This window comes from Variovorax sp. GW821-FHT10C12 (assembly GCF_059415405.1).
In genome coordinates, this window is the sequence record NZ_JBWKNE010000011.1 from 39852 (window position 1) to 53937 (window position 14086).

At 68.5% G+C, this 14086-nt stretch carries 14 protein-coding genes; 9 read left to right on the forward strand and 5 right to left on the reverse strand.

From position 1 onward, the window contains the following. Positions 1 to 7: 7 nt before the first annotated feature. From AC07OH_RS29275 to AC07OH_RS29285, 3 genes are all read right to left on the reverse strand, one after another. Positions 8 to 520 carry a phasin family protein gene (locus AC07OH_RS29275; RefSeq protein ID WP_495303034.1) on the reverse strand — a complete coding sequence of 171 codons (513 nt, stop codon included), beginning with the start codon at positions 518 to 520 and terminating at the stop codon, positions 8 to 10. 55 nt (positions 521 to 575) lie between these two features. Then, positions 576 to 1127, reverse strand: coding sequence for a hypothetical protein (locus tag AC07OH_RS29280; RefSeq protein WP_495303035.1), 552 nt, complete (start codon positions 1125 to 1127; stop codon positions 576 to 578). A gap of 145 nt (positions 1128 to 1272) precedes the next feature. Further along, positions 1273 to 2979: a WS/DGAT/MGAT family O-acyltransferase gene (locus tag AC07OH_RS29285; RefSeq protein WP_495303036.1), complete on the reverse strand. Its 1707-nt coding sequence runs from the start codon at positions 2977 to 2979 to the stop codon at positions 1273 to 1275. Positions 2980 to 3214: 235 nt separating this feature from the next. On the opposite strand from AC07OH_RS29285, the gene AC07OH_RS29290 reads away from it, so the two are divergent. Together AC07OH_RS29290 and rocF are read left to right on the forward strand one after the other, a co-directional pair. Next, positions 3215 to 5266, forward strand: a complete 2052-nt coding sequence (locus AC07OH_RS29290) for a prolyl oligopeptidase family serine peptidase (protein WP_495303037.1) — start codon at positions 3215 to 3217, stop codon at positions 5264 to 5266. Then, positions 5263 to 6192 (forward strand): arginase, encoded by a 930-nt coding sequence (gene rocF / locus AC07OH_RS29295; RefSeq protein WP_495303038.1) that lies wholly within the window; start codon positions 5263 to 5265, stop codon positions 6190 to 6192. Before AC07OH_RS29290 ends, rocF begins: the two co-directional genes overlap by 4 nt. A gap of 13 nt (positions 6193 to 6205) precedes the next feature. Here rocF and AC07OH_RS29300 read toward each other — a convergent pair whose 3' ends face one another. Both AC07OH_RS29300 and AC07OH_RS29305 read right to left on the reverse strand, forming a co-directional pair. Then, complete coding sequence (locus AC07OH_RS29300) at positions 6206 to 6892, reverse strand: DUF2242 domain-containing protein (protein ID WP_495303039.1); 687 nt, start codon at positions 6890 to 6892, stop codon at positions 6206 to 6208. A 104-nt stretch (positions 6893 to 6996) separates the two neighbouring features. Continuing rightward, on the reverse strand, positions 6997 to 8271 hold the full coding sequence (locus AC07OH_RS29305) for a Glu/Leu/Phe/Val family dehydrogenase (protein WP_062478443.1): 1275 nt from the start codon (positions 8269 to 8271) through the stop codon (positions 6997 to 6999). Positions 8272 to 8523: 252 nt separating this feature from the next. On the opposite strand from AC07OH_RS29305, the gene AC07OH_RS29310 reads away from it, so the two are divergent. The 7 genes from AC07OH_RS29310 (at position 8524) to AC07OH_RS29340 (ending at position 14054) form a co-directional block, all read left to right on the forward strand. Beyond that, complete coding sequence (locus AC07OH_RS29310) at positions 8524 to 8979, forward strand: hypothetical protein (protein ID WP_095746979.1); 456 nt, start codon at positions 8524 to 8526, stop codon at positions 8977 to 8979. 143 nt (positions 8980 to 9122) lie between these two features. Further along, positions 9123 to 9590 carry an Lrp/AsnC ligand binding domain-containing protein gene (locus tag AC07OH_RS29315; RefSeq protein WP_062478450.1) on the forward strand — a complete coding sequence of 156 codons (468 nt, stop codon included), beginning with the start codon at positions 9123 to 9125 and terminating at the stop codon, positions 9588 to 9590. A 114-nt stretch (positions 9591 to 9704) separates the two neighbouring features. Then, positions 9705 to 10394, forward strand: a complete 690-nt coding sequence (locus AC07OH_RS29320; RefSeq protein WP_099793338.1) for a GntR family transcriptional regulator — start codon at positions 9705 to 9707, stop codon at positions 10392 to 10394. 229 nt (positions 10395 to 10623) lie between these two features. Next, entirely contained in the window at positions 10624 to 11562 is a 939-nt protein-coding gene (locus tag AC07OH_RS29325) for a fumarylacetoacetate hydrolase family protein (protein ID WP_495303040.1), read from the forward strand. 64 nt (positions 11563 to 11626) lie between these two features. Further along, positions 11627 to 12643, forward strand: coding sequence for an ABC transporter substrate-binding protein (locus tag AC07OH_RS29330; RefSeq protein WP_489062108.1), 1017 nt, complete (start codon positions 11627 to 11629; stop codon positions 12641 to 12643). 17 nt (positions 12644 to 12660) lie between these two features. Beyond that, the gene (locus tag AC07OH_RS29335; RefSeq protein ID WP_159274676.1) at positions 12661 to 13224 is read left to right on the forward strand and encodes a VOC family protein; all 564 of its coding nucleotides are present in this window, start codon (positions 12661 to 12663) and stop codon (positions 13222 to 13224) included. Between the two features lie 59 nt (positions 13225 to 13283). Beyond that, positions 13284 to 14054: an ABC transporter permease gene (locus AC07OH_RS29340; protein WP_495303041.1), complete on the forward strand. Its 771-nt coding sequence runs from the start codon at positions 13284 to 13286 to the stop codon at positions 14052 to 14054. Positions 14055 to 14086 lie beyond the last annotated feature (32 nt).

A 14086-nucleotide genomic window follows, 5' to 3' on the forward strand; every position in this document is an offset into this window, starting at 1 on the left:
GTGCCGCTCAGCGCTTGCCGCCGGAGCCGCCTGAACTGGCGCGTGGGCCGGACGGTTTCTCGAGTGTCGCGAGGCGTTCGCGCAACTGCGCCACCTCGTCGCGCAGGGCCTGCACCTCGTCGGCGCTGGGCATGCCCAGGCGTTGCAGGGCGGTGGCGACACGCTGGTCGAACACGTCCTCGAACTTGCGGATGCCGAAGGTGTCCAGGCTGGGGAAGCCGCGCGTCAGCGCCGCCTTGGCACCGGCCACGTCGGCCTTGCCGTGCCCGATGCCGAGCAGGCCTTCGATCACGTTGGCCTGGCGCTTGGCGACGTCGTTGCGCACGTTGTCCAGCGCCTTGAGGCCGGCGCGCAGCAGCGCTTCGGCCTTGTTGGTGCCGGCCGCAGCTGTGTCTGCGGGCGGTGCTTTCGCAGCCGGCGCCGCCTTGCGGGGCGCGGCTTTCTTCTTCGCCGCCGGAGCCTTCTTCGCAGGCGTCGCCCTCTTCTTCAACTTGGCAGTGTCATCGGGACGGGTCGCCATGCGGTGGTGCTCCAGGGGCGGTAGAAATGAAAAGGGCGCGGTCAGCGCCCCGGGATCAGGCCGCCTTGCGGGCAGCGCGACGAACCGGCTTCTTGGCCGCAGCGACCTTGGCCTTCACGGTGCGCACGGGGGCGGCTTCTTCGGTGCGGCTCACACGGGCTTCGATCTGCTTGGTGCCGGCGACGATGCGGTCGGCGATCTGCACCGACACGGTGGCGAAGGGCTGGTTCACGGCCGACAGGGCGTTCAGCACGGTGGTGGCAGCGGGCGATTCGATCTGGGCGACGCGGTTGGCGACGGTTTCGATGCCGCTGGTGGTGCCGGCAGCGACGCGGTCCATCGCGTTCACGAGGCGGCTGGTGTCGATGTCCAGGCGGTTGGACAGGAAACCATGCACCTTCTCTTGCGCGCCGATCAGGTTGGCCTTGATCTGCTCGCTCACCATCGGGATCTGGCGGTTGCCCAGGAATTCGCTGTAGCGCGAAGCGGCACCGCCCAGCAGGCGTTGCACGCCGGTGCGGTAGGCACCGACCAGGGTCTTGCCGGCGTCGTTGTACTGGCCGACGACGTGGATGGCGGCGGAAGCGATGTTGGTTTGCGTGGACATGTGAGATTTCCTTGAAGTTGAGTGGCTCGCGGGGAATCGCGATGGGCCAATCATCTTCCGCAGGGCCTAGGCCTGGAAAACTAGAACGGTCGGAAAACTAGTCCAACTGCCCCAATTTTTTGCCCAGGCCGGGCCCGCCCGTCGATCATGCCGCAGCGGCGCGGGGCGATGCGGCGGCCTTGCGGGCCGCGGGCCGGGGCGCGGCCTTCTTCGCTGCAGCCTTCTTCGCAGGGGCTTTTTTCGCTGCCGCCTTGACCGGCGCGGCCTTGGCAGGAGCCTTCTGCGCCGTCTTCTTGGCGGCGACGGCCTTCACCGGGACCTTCTTGCGCGCCGCCGGCTTGCGGGCCGGCGCGGCGGCCTGGGCCTCTTCGTCGGCTTCCGGCGCGGGGGCGGCCACGGGCTTGGGCGGTGTGGCCGGCGCGCCGGAGACGGCCGGGTGCTTCTGCGTCAGCTCCATCAGCAGCTTGTGCTCGGCGAGCAGGTAGTCGCCGATCTCGGTGATGTCGGGCACGGCGCGGCGGCAGGCGATCAGGCCGTAGTCCATGCGGCCGTTGTAGCTTTGCACGGTGACGTTGAGCGCGGTGCCGTGGCTGGCGATCGACACCGGGTAGTAGCAGGTGACCAGCGCCCCCGCGAAGTACATCGGGAACGGCGCGCCCGCCACGTTCGAGACGGCCACGTTGGCCGCCGGTGGCAGCAGGTTGACGATGCCCGAGCGTCCCACCATCGACGCGATGCCCGACACCAGCCAGGGCGCGGCGAAGGTCGGGAAGTCGTCCAGGATCACGGCCTTGAAGCGGTTCATCGTCGACTTGGAGGAGTTCGACGAGGCGTTGATCGCCTTCAGCCGCTGCAGCGGATCGGTGATGTCGGTGGCCAGGCTCACGAGGATCATGCTGGCCTGGTTGTTGGCCGTCTGGTCGCCGGCCTCGCGCAGGCTCACGGGCACGCCGGCCACCAGTGGCTTGGCCGGCAGCTCGTTGTTGTCGGCCAGGTAGTGGCGCAGCGCGCCGGCCACGGTGGCCAGCACCACGTCGTTGAGCGACACGCCGAAGTGCTTGGCGATGTACTTGGTTTCGGCCAGCGAGATGGTGCGGCCCGCGAAGGTGCGCTGGTTGGTGATCGACACGTTCAGCGAGGTGCGCGGCGCGAAGAGGTTGAACTTCTTCGGCGCGGTGGCGGCCGCCTTGTCGGCCGCCTTCTCGTCGGGCTGGGCCAGCCCGCCGATGGCGCGCGCGATGGCCGGCGCCATCTTGAAGAGCTTCACGTACTGCTGCGCCGTGTTGCGCAGCGCCGCCGTGGCGAGCTCGGCCATGCCCAGCTGGTAGCCGTTGCTGCGCGGGCGCGCACGCGGCGGCTTGATCACGCGGCCGGTGGCCTCGAGGTCGAAGATGGCCTTGCCCAGCTCGACGCCGGCCTGCCCGTCGATGCCCGCGTGGTGCACCTTGGTGTACAGCGCCACCTGGCCGCTCTTGAGGCCGTCGATGATGAAGAACTCCCACATCGGCCGGCTGCGGTCCATCAGCGTGGAGTGCAGCCGTGCCACGTACTGCTGCAGCTGGCGGTTGGTGCCGGGCTTGGGCAGCGTGATGTGGCGCACGTGGTAGTCGAGGTCGATGTCGTCGTCCTCGACCCACACCGGATTGGTCATGTCGAAGGGCATCAGCGCGAGCTTGCGCGTGAACACATCGGCCAGGTGGATGCGGCTGGCCATGAAGGCCTTGGCGTCTTCGTAGAAGTCGCCCTTGTAGCCCTTGGGCAGGTCCAGCACGTTGAGCGAACCCACGTGCATCGGCATCTCGGGGGTTTCCAGGTGCAGGAAGGTGGCATCAAGACCGCTCAGGTGTTTCATGTGTGGTTCTCCTCGTTGGGGCATGCGCCGTCCGGCAGGATACCGTGGGCATCGCGTTCGTGGGCCTTCGCTTCTTCAGTGTTTCCACCGGGGGAAGGCACGCGCGAGACAGGGGTTTGCCCCAAGGATGGCCGGGGCGCGCATCCACATGTAATGAAAAAATCGACGCGCCTCGAATGCAGCAACAACTGCTCACAGGCCGCCGCATTCACGGGGGCTTCGTACACTGTGCCGCATGACCTCTGCGCACAACGACGACCCCCATCTCTGGCTCGAAGACATCGACGGCGAAGCCGCTCTGGACTGGGCTCGCCAGCAGAATGCACACGCCGTTCACACCTATGCGCAGTCGCCGACCTTCCAGGCGATCGAGCAGGGCCTGCTCGAGGTGCTCGACTCGGACGCGCGCATTCCGATGGTCAGCAAGATCGGTGCGCTGTACTACAACTTCTGGCGCGACAAGGCGCACCCCAAGGGCCTGTGGCGCCGCACCACGCTCGATGAGTACCGCACGCCCGAGCCTGCGTGGGAGACCGTGCTCGACCTCGACGCGCTGGCCGCGCAGGACGGAGAGAACTGGGTCTGGCACGGCGCCGACTGCCTGGAGCCCGCGTACGAGCGTTGCCTGATCTCGCTGTCGCGCGGCGGCGCCGATGCCGACGTGGTGCGCGAGTTCGACCTCGTGAGCATGACGTTCGTCGAAGGCGGCTTCGCGCTGCCCGAGGCGAAGAACCACGTCACCTGGAAAGACATCGACCACCTGTACGTGGGCACCGATTTCGGCCCCGGCTCCATGACCAGCTCGAGCTACCCGCGCCTGGTGAAGCAATGGCAACGCGGCACGCCGCTGGCCGAGGCCGTCACCGTGTACGAAGGCGCTCACGAGGACATGTCGGTGAGCGCCTGGAGCGACCACACGCCCGGCTTCGAGCGCGACTTCGTCTCGCGCCAGATCGACTTCTATGACAGCGAGACCTGGCTGCGCGCCCCCGACGGCACGCTGGCCAAGATCGACGTGCCCGACGACGCCAACACCGGCGTCACGCGCGAGTGGCTGCTGATCGAGCCGCGTGAAGACTGGACCGTGGCCGGCCGCACCTACACCGCCGGCTCGCTGCTGGCCGCGCGCTTCGACGACTACATGGCCGGCGCGCGCGAGCTCACGCTGCTGTTCGAGCCCGACGACACCACCGCGCTGGACGACTACTCGTGGACGCGCCACCACCTCATCCTCAACGTGATGCACGACGTGGTGAACCGGCTGGAGGTGCTCACGCCGCCCGCGGACGGCCTGGGCGAGTGGGCCCGCGACAGCCTGGGCGGCGCGCCCGCGCTCTCGTGCGTGGCGGCCGGCGGCATCGACGAGACCGAGAGCGACGATTACTTCCTGACCGTGAGCGGCTTCCTGCAACCGACCACGCTGTACATCGGCACCCTCGGCCAGGGCGAACCCCAGCCGCTGAAGCACAGCCCCGGCTTCTTCGACGCCTCGCGCTTTCGCGTGAGCCAGCATTTCGCGACCTCGGCGGACGGCACGCGCGTGCCCTACTTCGAGATCGCCGCGAAAGACCTCGTGGCCGACGGCGCGAACCCCACGCTGCAGTACGCCTACGGCGGCTTCGAGATCTCGCTGGAGCCGAGCTACAGCGGCGGCATCGGCCGCGCCTGGCTCGAACGCGGCGGCGTGTACGTGGTGGCGAACATCCGCGGCGGCGGCGAGTACGGCCCGCGCTGGCACCAGGCCGCGCTGCAGGAGAACCGCCTGCGCACCTGCGAAGACTTCGCGGCCGTGTCGCGGGACCTGTTCGCGCGCGGCATCACCTCGCCCGCGCACCTGGGCGCCATGGGCGGCAGCAACGGCGGCCTGCTCATGGGCAACATGCTCACGCTGTACCCGCAGCTGTACGGCGCCATCGTGAGCGAGGTGGCGCTGCTCGACATGAAGCGCTACACGCAGCTGTCGGCCGGCGCCTCGTGGATCGCGGAGTACGGCGACCCGGAACTGCCCGACGAATGGGAATTCATCCAGACCTTCTCGCCCTACGAGAACGCCAAGGCCGACACGCCCTACCCGCCCGCCCTTTTCACCACCTCCACGCGCGACGACCGCGTGGGGCCCGTGCATGCGCGCAAGATGCACGCGAAGCTGGTCGCGCAAGGGCACGACAGCAGCTTCTACGAGAACATGGAAGGCGGCCACAGCGCCGCCGCGGACAACAAGGCGTCCGCCTTCATGGATGCGCTCGGCTACGCCTACCTCTGGCACCACATCGGGAGACCGACATGAACAGCAGCAGCACCGGGACCACCACCCTCGAACTGATCGGCGCGCCGACCGACATCGGCGCCAGCGTGCGCGGCGCGGGCATGGGGCCCGACGCGCTGCGCGTGGCCGGCCTGGCCGAGGCGCTGGCGGGCCAGGGCTTCGCGGTGCTCGACCGCGGCAACCTCGCGGGCCCGGCCACGCCGTGGGCACCGCCGGCCAACGGGCTTCGCCACCTCCCCGAGGTGATCGCGTGGAACCGCTCGGTCTACGCCGCCGTCGACACCGCGCTGGGCGCCGGCCATGTGCCGGTGATGCTGGGCGGCGACCACTGCCTGGCAATCGGCTCCATCAGCGCCGTGGCCTGGCATGCGCGCCAACGCGGCAAGAAGCTGCGCGTGCTGTGGCTGGACGCGCACTCCGACGTCAACACCGAGACCACGAGCCCCAGCGGCAACCTGCACGGCATGCCGGTGTCGTGCCTGCTGGGCCACGGGCCGGCGGACCTCACGGGCTGGAGCGGCGAGCCCGCGGCGCTGGCGCACGACGCCATCCGCTTCATCGGCATCCGCAGCGTGGACGATGACGAGAAGCAAGCGATTCGCACGCTCGACCTGACCGTGTTCGACATGCGCCACATCGACGAGAACGGCATGCGCACCACCATGACCGAGGCGCTTCAAGATGTGGACGAGGACACCCACCTGCACGTGAGCTTCGACCTGGACTGCCTCGACCCGGCCGATGCGCCCGGCGTGGGCACGGGCGTGCGCGGCGGACCGACCTACCGCGAGATGCAGCTGTGCATGGAAATGATCGCCGACACCGGCCGGCTGGGCTCGGTCGACGTGGTGGAACTCAACCCCGCGCTCGACGTGCGCAACCAGACGGCCGAGGTGGCGGTGGAGCTGATCGAGAGCCTGTTCGGCAAGTCGACGCTGGTGCGCTGAGCGCGAAGCCTGTTCAGCCGCGGTTGGGCGACGGCGATACCGGGAAGGTCGTTGCAGCGGGGCGCGCCGTCGGCTTCGGTGCCTCGTCCGCGGGTGTGACATCGGCCGGCATGTCGGGGCCGCCGCCCTGCAGGAAGCGCTCGACCAGCGTGAAGAAGCGGTCGTAGAAACGTTCGTCGCTGAGCGTCTCGCTCGCCACCTTGACCATCGCCTCGTTGCTGCCGCCGAAGGGCAGCGAAAGCGAGCCGATGGCGCCCACGCCCAGGCTGGCCGAGTTGCTGCCCTTCTTCAGGCCGTAGCGGTCCTGCAGCGCGGTCGCGAAGGCCACGGTGCTGCGTCCGGCCGAGGCGCTGCCAGTACCCATTTCTCGCGCGCAGACCACGCGGAACTCGACCTCGACGTGCGTCTCGGCCGCGGGCTGGAAGCTCTTGCGCGCGGTCACCAGGTCGGCGTTGGCGGCCGTGACCATGTAGCCCTGGCTCAGCAGCGCGCGGCGCGCCGCCTCGCAGGTCTGGGCCTCGCTGGCGGCGTAGTTGCGCGTGTGGGTGGTGGTCGAGTCGAAGTCTTCGGGCTCGTAGGTCTGGCGCGTGCCCAAGGTGCCGCAGCCGGCCAGCACGAGCACCGACAGCAGGCTCGGGAACAGAAACGCCGGCACGCGGGCCGGCGAAGAGAAGAAAGCAGCAGAAGTGGTGGGGGGCATGGCAGGGCGGGAAGGACACCGGATGCTAACCAACCGGTGGCTTCGCTTCGAGCCCCCGGCAGGCCGGGGGTTCCCGAAAGGCCCTGCAAGCCCCGGAGATCGCGTCAGGGGTACAGGCCGCGTTCCTGGCGCGCCATCAGGATGCGCTCGCAGGCGACCGCGTAGGTGGCGGTGCGCAGCGGGATCTTGTGCTTGTCGGCCGTGTCCCAGATCTGGTTGAGCGCGTTCATCATGATGCGGTCGAGGCGCACGTTGATCTCGTCCTCGTCCCAGAAGAAGGACGAGAAGTCCTGCACCCATTCGAAGTACGAGACCGTCACGCCGCCGGCGTTGCAGATCACGTCGGGCACGACCAGCACGCCGCGCTCGGCCAGGATGTCGTCCGCCTCGGGCACCGTCGGACCGTTGGCGCCTTCGAGCACCAGCTTGGCGGTGGTCTTCTTGGCGCGTTCGGCCGTGAGCTGGCCTTCGAGGGCGGCAGGGATCAGGATGTCGCAGGCCACGTCCCAGAAGTCTTCGTTCGGCACGATGTCGCCGCCGGCCTTGAAGCCGACCACGCCGTCGGTGCGCGAGATGGGCACCAGCTGGGTCAGATCGAGGCCGTTGGTGTTCACGATGGTGCCGGTGTGGTCCTGCACCGCGACGATCTTGGCGCCCGCCTCGACGAAGAGTTCGGCCGCGACCGAGCCCACGTTGCCGAAGCCCTGCACCGCGATGCGCGCGCCGCGCAGGTCCATGCCCAGGCGGCGGGCCGCTTCACGGCCGGTGACGAACACGCCGCGGCCGGTGGCCTTCACGCGGCCCAGCGAACCGCCCAGGTGCAGCGGCTTGCCGGTGACCACGCCGGTGGCGGTGCCGCCGACGTTCATCGAGTAGGTGTCCATCATCCACGCCATGATCTGCGCGTTGGTGTTCACGTCAGGCGCGGGGATGTCGGTGTGCGGGCCGATGATGATGCCGATCTCGCTGGTGTAGCGGCGCGTGACCTTCTCGAGCTCCTGCAGCGACAGCTTCTTCGGGTCGACGCGGATGCCGCCCTTGGCACCGCCGTACGGCAGGTTCACGGCGGCGGTCTTGATGGTCATCCAGGCCGACAGCGCCATCACTTCTTCCAGCGTGACGTCGGGGTGGAAGCGCACGCCGCCCTTGCCCGGGCCGCGGCTCATGTTGTGCTGCACGCGGTAGCCCTCGAAGTGGGCGATGGTGCCGTTGTCCATCTCGATCGGCACGTCGACGATCAGCGCACGCTTGGGGCGCTTGAGGGTTTCGACCCAGCGCGCCAGCGGGCCGAGGTACGGCACGACACGATCGACCTGCGACAGGTAGGTGCCCCAGGGGCTGTTGGCCGTCGGATTGACGAAGGAGAGTTTCTCGTTCATGGAAGATTCCCTTGGTTGGAATGGATGGGCGCAACGATATGCCGACTGCGGGCCGCGCGCCATGGCTTATGCATGCCGCGATGGCGGTTATGCAAGAGAAGTTGGAAGGCCCCTTGCGGTCCCTCTCGGCGCGGCCCGATGCAGGTGGATACGCACATGACAAAACCGTCATCCAGACGTTATCGGTCGCGTGGATGCGCTTCGTACAGTTGTTCTCACCAACCAAGCAACCACCTCAAGGAGTGAACGAACATGAAGCTGTCTTCCACCACCCGCCTGCTGAACACCGCCGCCGTCGCCGCCCTGCTGGGCCTCGTGGCCGCGCCGAGCTTTGCCGGCAACTACGCCGAAGGCGACCCGCGTCCCGCGCCCTTCGCGTCGTCGACGACGCGCGCCGCCGTGACGGCCGACGCCCAGCAGTGGCTGAAGACTGCGCCCACCCAGGGCTACAACGAGAACATGGGCCAGGAGCCGGTCGTGGTCTCGGCCAACAGCCGCGCCGCCGTGGCCGCCGACACGCAGCTGTGGATCCGCTCGGGCCTGGCCGCCCAGCAGTCGGGCGAAGCCGGCGCCGACACGTCGCGCCCCGGCTACCGCGAAGCCCAGGCCGCCTACACCAAGCTGCGCGAAGGCCCGGCCTACGGCGCGCTGGTCGACCAGCTCTCGGGCCGCCAGGCTGCCGCACCGGGCTCGACCACGGTGCGCTGAATGCGGTGACCCACGGCTTTCGGTAGTCCAAATGACTGCGAAAGGGTAGTCCAACGGCATTTCCTTGGTTCTATCTCCTATGGCCGTGGCAAATAGGCCGCATTTCTTGCAGTCGATCGGTGCGTGCGCCGGATAATCCTCGAATGCTTGATCTGGACCGCATCGATCTGCGCCTGCTGAAGATCCTTCAGGAAGACGGCCGCATCACCAACCTCAAGCTGGCGGAGGCGGTCGCGCTGTCCCCCACCGCCGTGCTGGCGCGCGTGCAGCGCCTCACGCGCGACGGCTTCATCCTGGGCTACGAGGCCCGGCTCGACCCCTACAAGCTGGGGCGCGGCTTCACCGTGTTCGTCGAGGTCCTGCTCGACCGCACCACCGCCAACGTGTTCGACCAGTTCAAGGCCGCCGTGCAGGTGCGCGACGAGATCATGGAATGCCACATGGTCGCCGGCGGCTTCGACTACCTCCTCAAGACCCGCATGGCCGACATGGCCGCCTACCGCGAGTTCGCCGGCACCGTGCTGTGGCAGCTGCCCGGGGTGCGCGAGACGCGGACCTATGCGGTGATGGAAGAGGTCAAGAGCAGCGCGCGCCTGCCGCTGGGGGTCTGAGGCGCACGCCCGCCCGGGGCGTTTGGGCCGGCGTTATTGCATGCGACAATTAAATTTTGTCGACAATATGTCGTCCCGCGCCACGTGGGCGGCATGCCCCCGAAGAAGCAAACCATGGAAAACGAGCCTGGAAAAACGCTGTCCCAGACCATCTCGGACCGCCTGGCCGAGGAAATCGTGCTGCGCCGTTTCCAACCGGGCGAGCGCCTGGACGAACAGACGATCGCGACGCGCTTCGGCGTCTCGCGCAGCCCGGTGCGCGATGCGCTGCGGCAGCTGGCCTCGACCCGGCTGATCGAGCACCTGCCGCGCCGGGGCTTCTCGGTGGCGACGATGGCGCCCGCCGATCTGGACGGCCTCTTCGAAGCCTCCGGCGAACTGGAAGCCCTGTGCGCCAAGCTGTGCGCGCTGCGCGCCGCGCCGTCGGAGCGCAAGCGCATCGAGTTCGTTCATCAGCAAGCCGGGCGCGCCGCGGCCGAGGGCGACGCGAAAGCGTACGCCGCGCTGAACGAGGAATTCCACGCGCTGATCTACGCCGGCGCCCGCAACAAGACGCTGCAGGACCTCGCGCTGAGCCTGCGCCAGCGCCTGGCGCCCTTCCGCTCGCAAGGCTTCTTCACGACGGAAAACCGCCTGCAGCATTCCCATGTCGAGCACGAAGCCCTCGTTGCCGCCCTGCTGGCGCACGACGGTGACGCCGCCGCCGCCGCCATGCACAGCCATGCGGCCAACTCGGCGATGAACGTGCTGCAGCACTTCGACGGCAGCGCCTCTCGCACCCCGTCGTCCAGCGCCGCCGCCTGACGCGGCCGCCGCGCCCTCTCCCTCCCTCCCGTTTCCGCTGCCCGCCCCGGCCCGCCGTTCCCGGCCCAGGCCGGCCGCGGCGTGCGTCTGCACGCCCGTTTCAGTCACGCCGCGACAAGCCCTTGACGTTCGTGAACACCAAAACATAAAATTGCACACAATTCGCAGACACTGAATGCAAAACACCTGTCGCGGATTCCAACCCACCTACAAAAGAGGAGTCAATCGAATGTCCTGGATCGCGCTCGCCACTTACCGCCGCGCCGGCGGGCTTGCCCCCGCCCTGGTGCTGGACGACCAGCTGTACGACCTGGAGGCGGCCCGCTCGGCCGGCCTGCCGCCGCTGCCCGAGGCCTGGGTGACGCAAGGCGTCGAAGCCATGCTGCGCGACTGGGCGAACGCGCAGGCCTGGCTGCGCGACGCCACGCCCATCGCCGCCGCGCTGGCCGCCTCGGGCGCGATCCGGCCGGTGGCCGACGGCGCCGCGGCCGTGGCTGCGCCCTTCGTGCCGAACCGCATCTTCTGCGCCGCCTCGAACTACGCCTCGCACGCCAACGAAATGGGCACCGTGCTGGCGGCCAAGTCACAGAGCAAGCCGTACATGTTCCTGAAGCTCTCGAACACGGTGATCGGCAACGGCGAGACGATCCAGATGCCGCCCGAAACCAGCAAGCTCGACTGGGAGGTCGAACTCGCCGCCGTGATCGGCAAGCGCTGCCGCCGCATCTCGGTCGAGGACGCGCTGGACGCCGTGGCCTGCTACACGATCGTCAACGACATCTCGGCGCGCGACCTCAACATCCGCGGCGACTACCCGTTCAAGCACGACTGGTTCCAGGGCAAGTGCCACGACACCTTCGCCCCCATCGGCCCGTGGCTGGTGCCCGCCTGGCAGATCCCCGACCCGCAGGCCGTGCAGATGCGCCTGGACGTGAACGACGAGCCGATGCAGCAGGACAGCACGGCCAACATGATCTGGACGGTGCGCGAGCAGATCGCCTACCTGTCGACCATCGTCACGCTCGAGCCGGGCGACGTGATCGCCACCGGCACGCCCACCGGCGTGGGCATGGGTCGGGGTATCTACCTGAAGCCGGGCGACCGGCTGGTGGCGAGCATCGAGGGCATCGGACGGCTGGCCAATCAAGTGCAGGCAGAGCGCGTCTGAGCGTCGCCGCGGCGGGGCCACGGCCCCGTTCTTTCGCATCACAACAAGGTATGGAGACAAAGACATGCAACCCACCCGCAGAGGATTCGCCGCGATCGCGCGAGCGCTGACCGGCCTCGCCTGCAGCGCGCTGCTGGCCGGCGCGCCCCCCGCGTTCGCCCAGGAGAAGGTCACCTACAACATGGCCTGGCTGCCGCAGGGCAGCTCGGTGGGCGTGATCGTCGCGCAGGCGCAGGGCTACTTCCGCGAGCTGGGCCTGGACACCGCCATCGTGCGCGGCTACGGCGGCAACCGCACCGCCAACGAGCTGGACCAGGGCCAGTTCGAGTTCGGCTATGTCGACCCGATCAGCCTGGTGCTCAACCGCGCCAACGGCGGCAAGATCCGCATGATCGGCGCCATCAACACGCGCTGGCCTGCGGGCATCTGCTTCGACACCAAGCGCCACCAGCCCAAGACGCCGGCCGACATGAAGGGCCTGCGCCTGGGCGGCGGCTCGGCCTCGCCGGTGCACAACGTCGTGCCCGCCTGGCTGGAGCTGAACCGCCAGCCCAAGGACAGCATCCGCCTGCTGCGCATGGACCCCGCCGTGGTCGACGCCTCGCTGATCGAAGGCAAGGTCGACCTGGCCGAGTGCTGGCGTGGCAGCAACCGCGCCGTCACCCAGAAGCAGGCCCAGGCCGCGGGCGTGACGCTGGGCTGGATCGAGTACAGCGACTTCGGACTGGACGCCTACGGCAGCGGCTTCGCGGCCAGCGAAGACCTGATCAGGAAGCGCCCCGAGGTGGTGAAGAAGTTCCTGCGCGCGTCGTACCGCGGCTACGAATTCGCCATGGCCAACCCCGAGCAGGCGGCCGATCTCATGGTGAAGATGTTTCCCACCACCGACCGCGCCGTGGCGCTGGCGCAGATCAAGGACATGAACGACCTGCTGGTCGACCCGGCAGCCAAGGCCAAGGGGCTGGGCCACCTGCGCGATGACCGCATGCGCGCCACCGTGCAGTTCGTCGACAAGGCCTTCGGCCTGGGCGGCAAGGTGAAGCCGCAGGACGCGTACAGCAACGACCTGCTCGCACCATGAGCGCGGGAGCAACACCGATGGTTCAACGCCCCCGTCCCCAGCGCCTGGGGCACGTCGTGCTCAACGTGCGCGACCTGAAGGCCTCCGTGCGCTTCTATACCGAGATCGTCGGGCTGGAAGTGTCCGACCACATCGAGGACCAGATGGCTTTCCTGCGCTGCGGGAACGACCACCACGACCTGGCGCTGGCGCAGATCGCGCCCGGCGATCCGCAGCATGCGGCCACCTACGTGCCGGGACGGCCCGGGCTGGAGCACTTCGCCTACCAGCTCGGCTCGCTGGCCGAGATCGAGGACGCCGCGCGCTACCTGCAGGCGCAGGGCATCGACATCGTGCGCGGCATCGGCAAGCACGGGCCCGGCGAGAACCTGTTCCTCGTGTTCAAGGACCCCGACGGCAACTACTGCGAGTTCTACGCGGAGATGGTGCAGATCACGCCCGCGCAACCCTACACGCCCCGTGTCTGGAAGAACGACCTCGCGGCCTTCGACCAATGGCACTTCGACCGGTTCGTGGTGCCGCCGCCCGAGTGGGGGCCGCGCACGGCCCGGGACGAAGACAGCGACGACCCGAAGCGCTGAACGCCCACCACGCGACAAGACAAGACACGACACATAAAAAAGATCCGGAGACAAGACACATGCACCTCGCCCCTTCCTCGCGCGCCGAATCGTGGCGCCGCTTCACCGACCCCGCCCTGCTGTTCCTCGCACTGGGCCTGCTGTGGGAAAAATCGGTCGACGTGTTCGGCATCAAGCGCTACCTGCTGCCGCCGCTGTCGCAGGTGCTCGACAGCCTGTGGACGAACCGCATGGCACTGCTCGTGCAATCGTGGGTCACGACGCAGGAGGTGCTGGCCGGCTTCGCGCTGGCGGCCATCGGCGGCGTGCTGCTCGGGCTCGCGATCCACGCCATCCCGGTGGTGCGGCGCGCGCTGTACCCGCTCATCGTGGTGTTCCAGGGCCTGCCCAAGATCGCGCTGGCGCCGCTCATGGTGATCTGGTTCGGCTACGGCGACACCTCGAAGGTGCTGATGGCCTTTCTCTTCGCCTTCTTCCCGGTGGTGATCGCCACCATGGGCGGGCTGGCGGGCACGCCGGCGCACCTGGTGGAGCACTTCCGCGCCATCCGCGCTTCGTCGTGGACCACCTTCCGCCGCCTCTACGTGCCTTCGGCCCTGCCGTCGATCATGGACGGGCTGCGCTCGGCCATGCCGCTGGCCGTGATCGGCGCGATCGTGGGCGAGTTCGTCGGCTCCGAGCGCGGGCTCGGCCACCTCATCCTCGAGGCCAATGCCAACGCGCGCACCGACTACCTGTTCGCCGCGCTGGTGGTGATCTCGGTGGTCGCCGGCCTGCTGTACCTGCTGGTCGAGCTGGCCGCCAAGCGCATCTGGTGGCGCGGGCTCTGAGCCCCTTCCTTTTCTCTTTCGCCTTTTCCAAA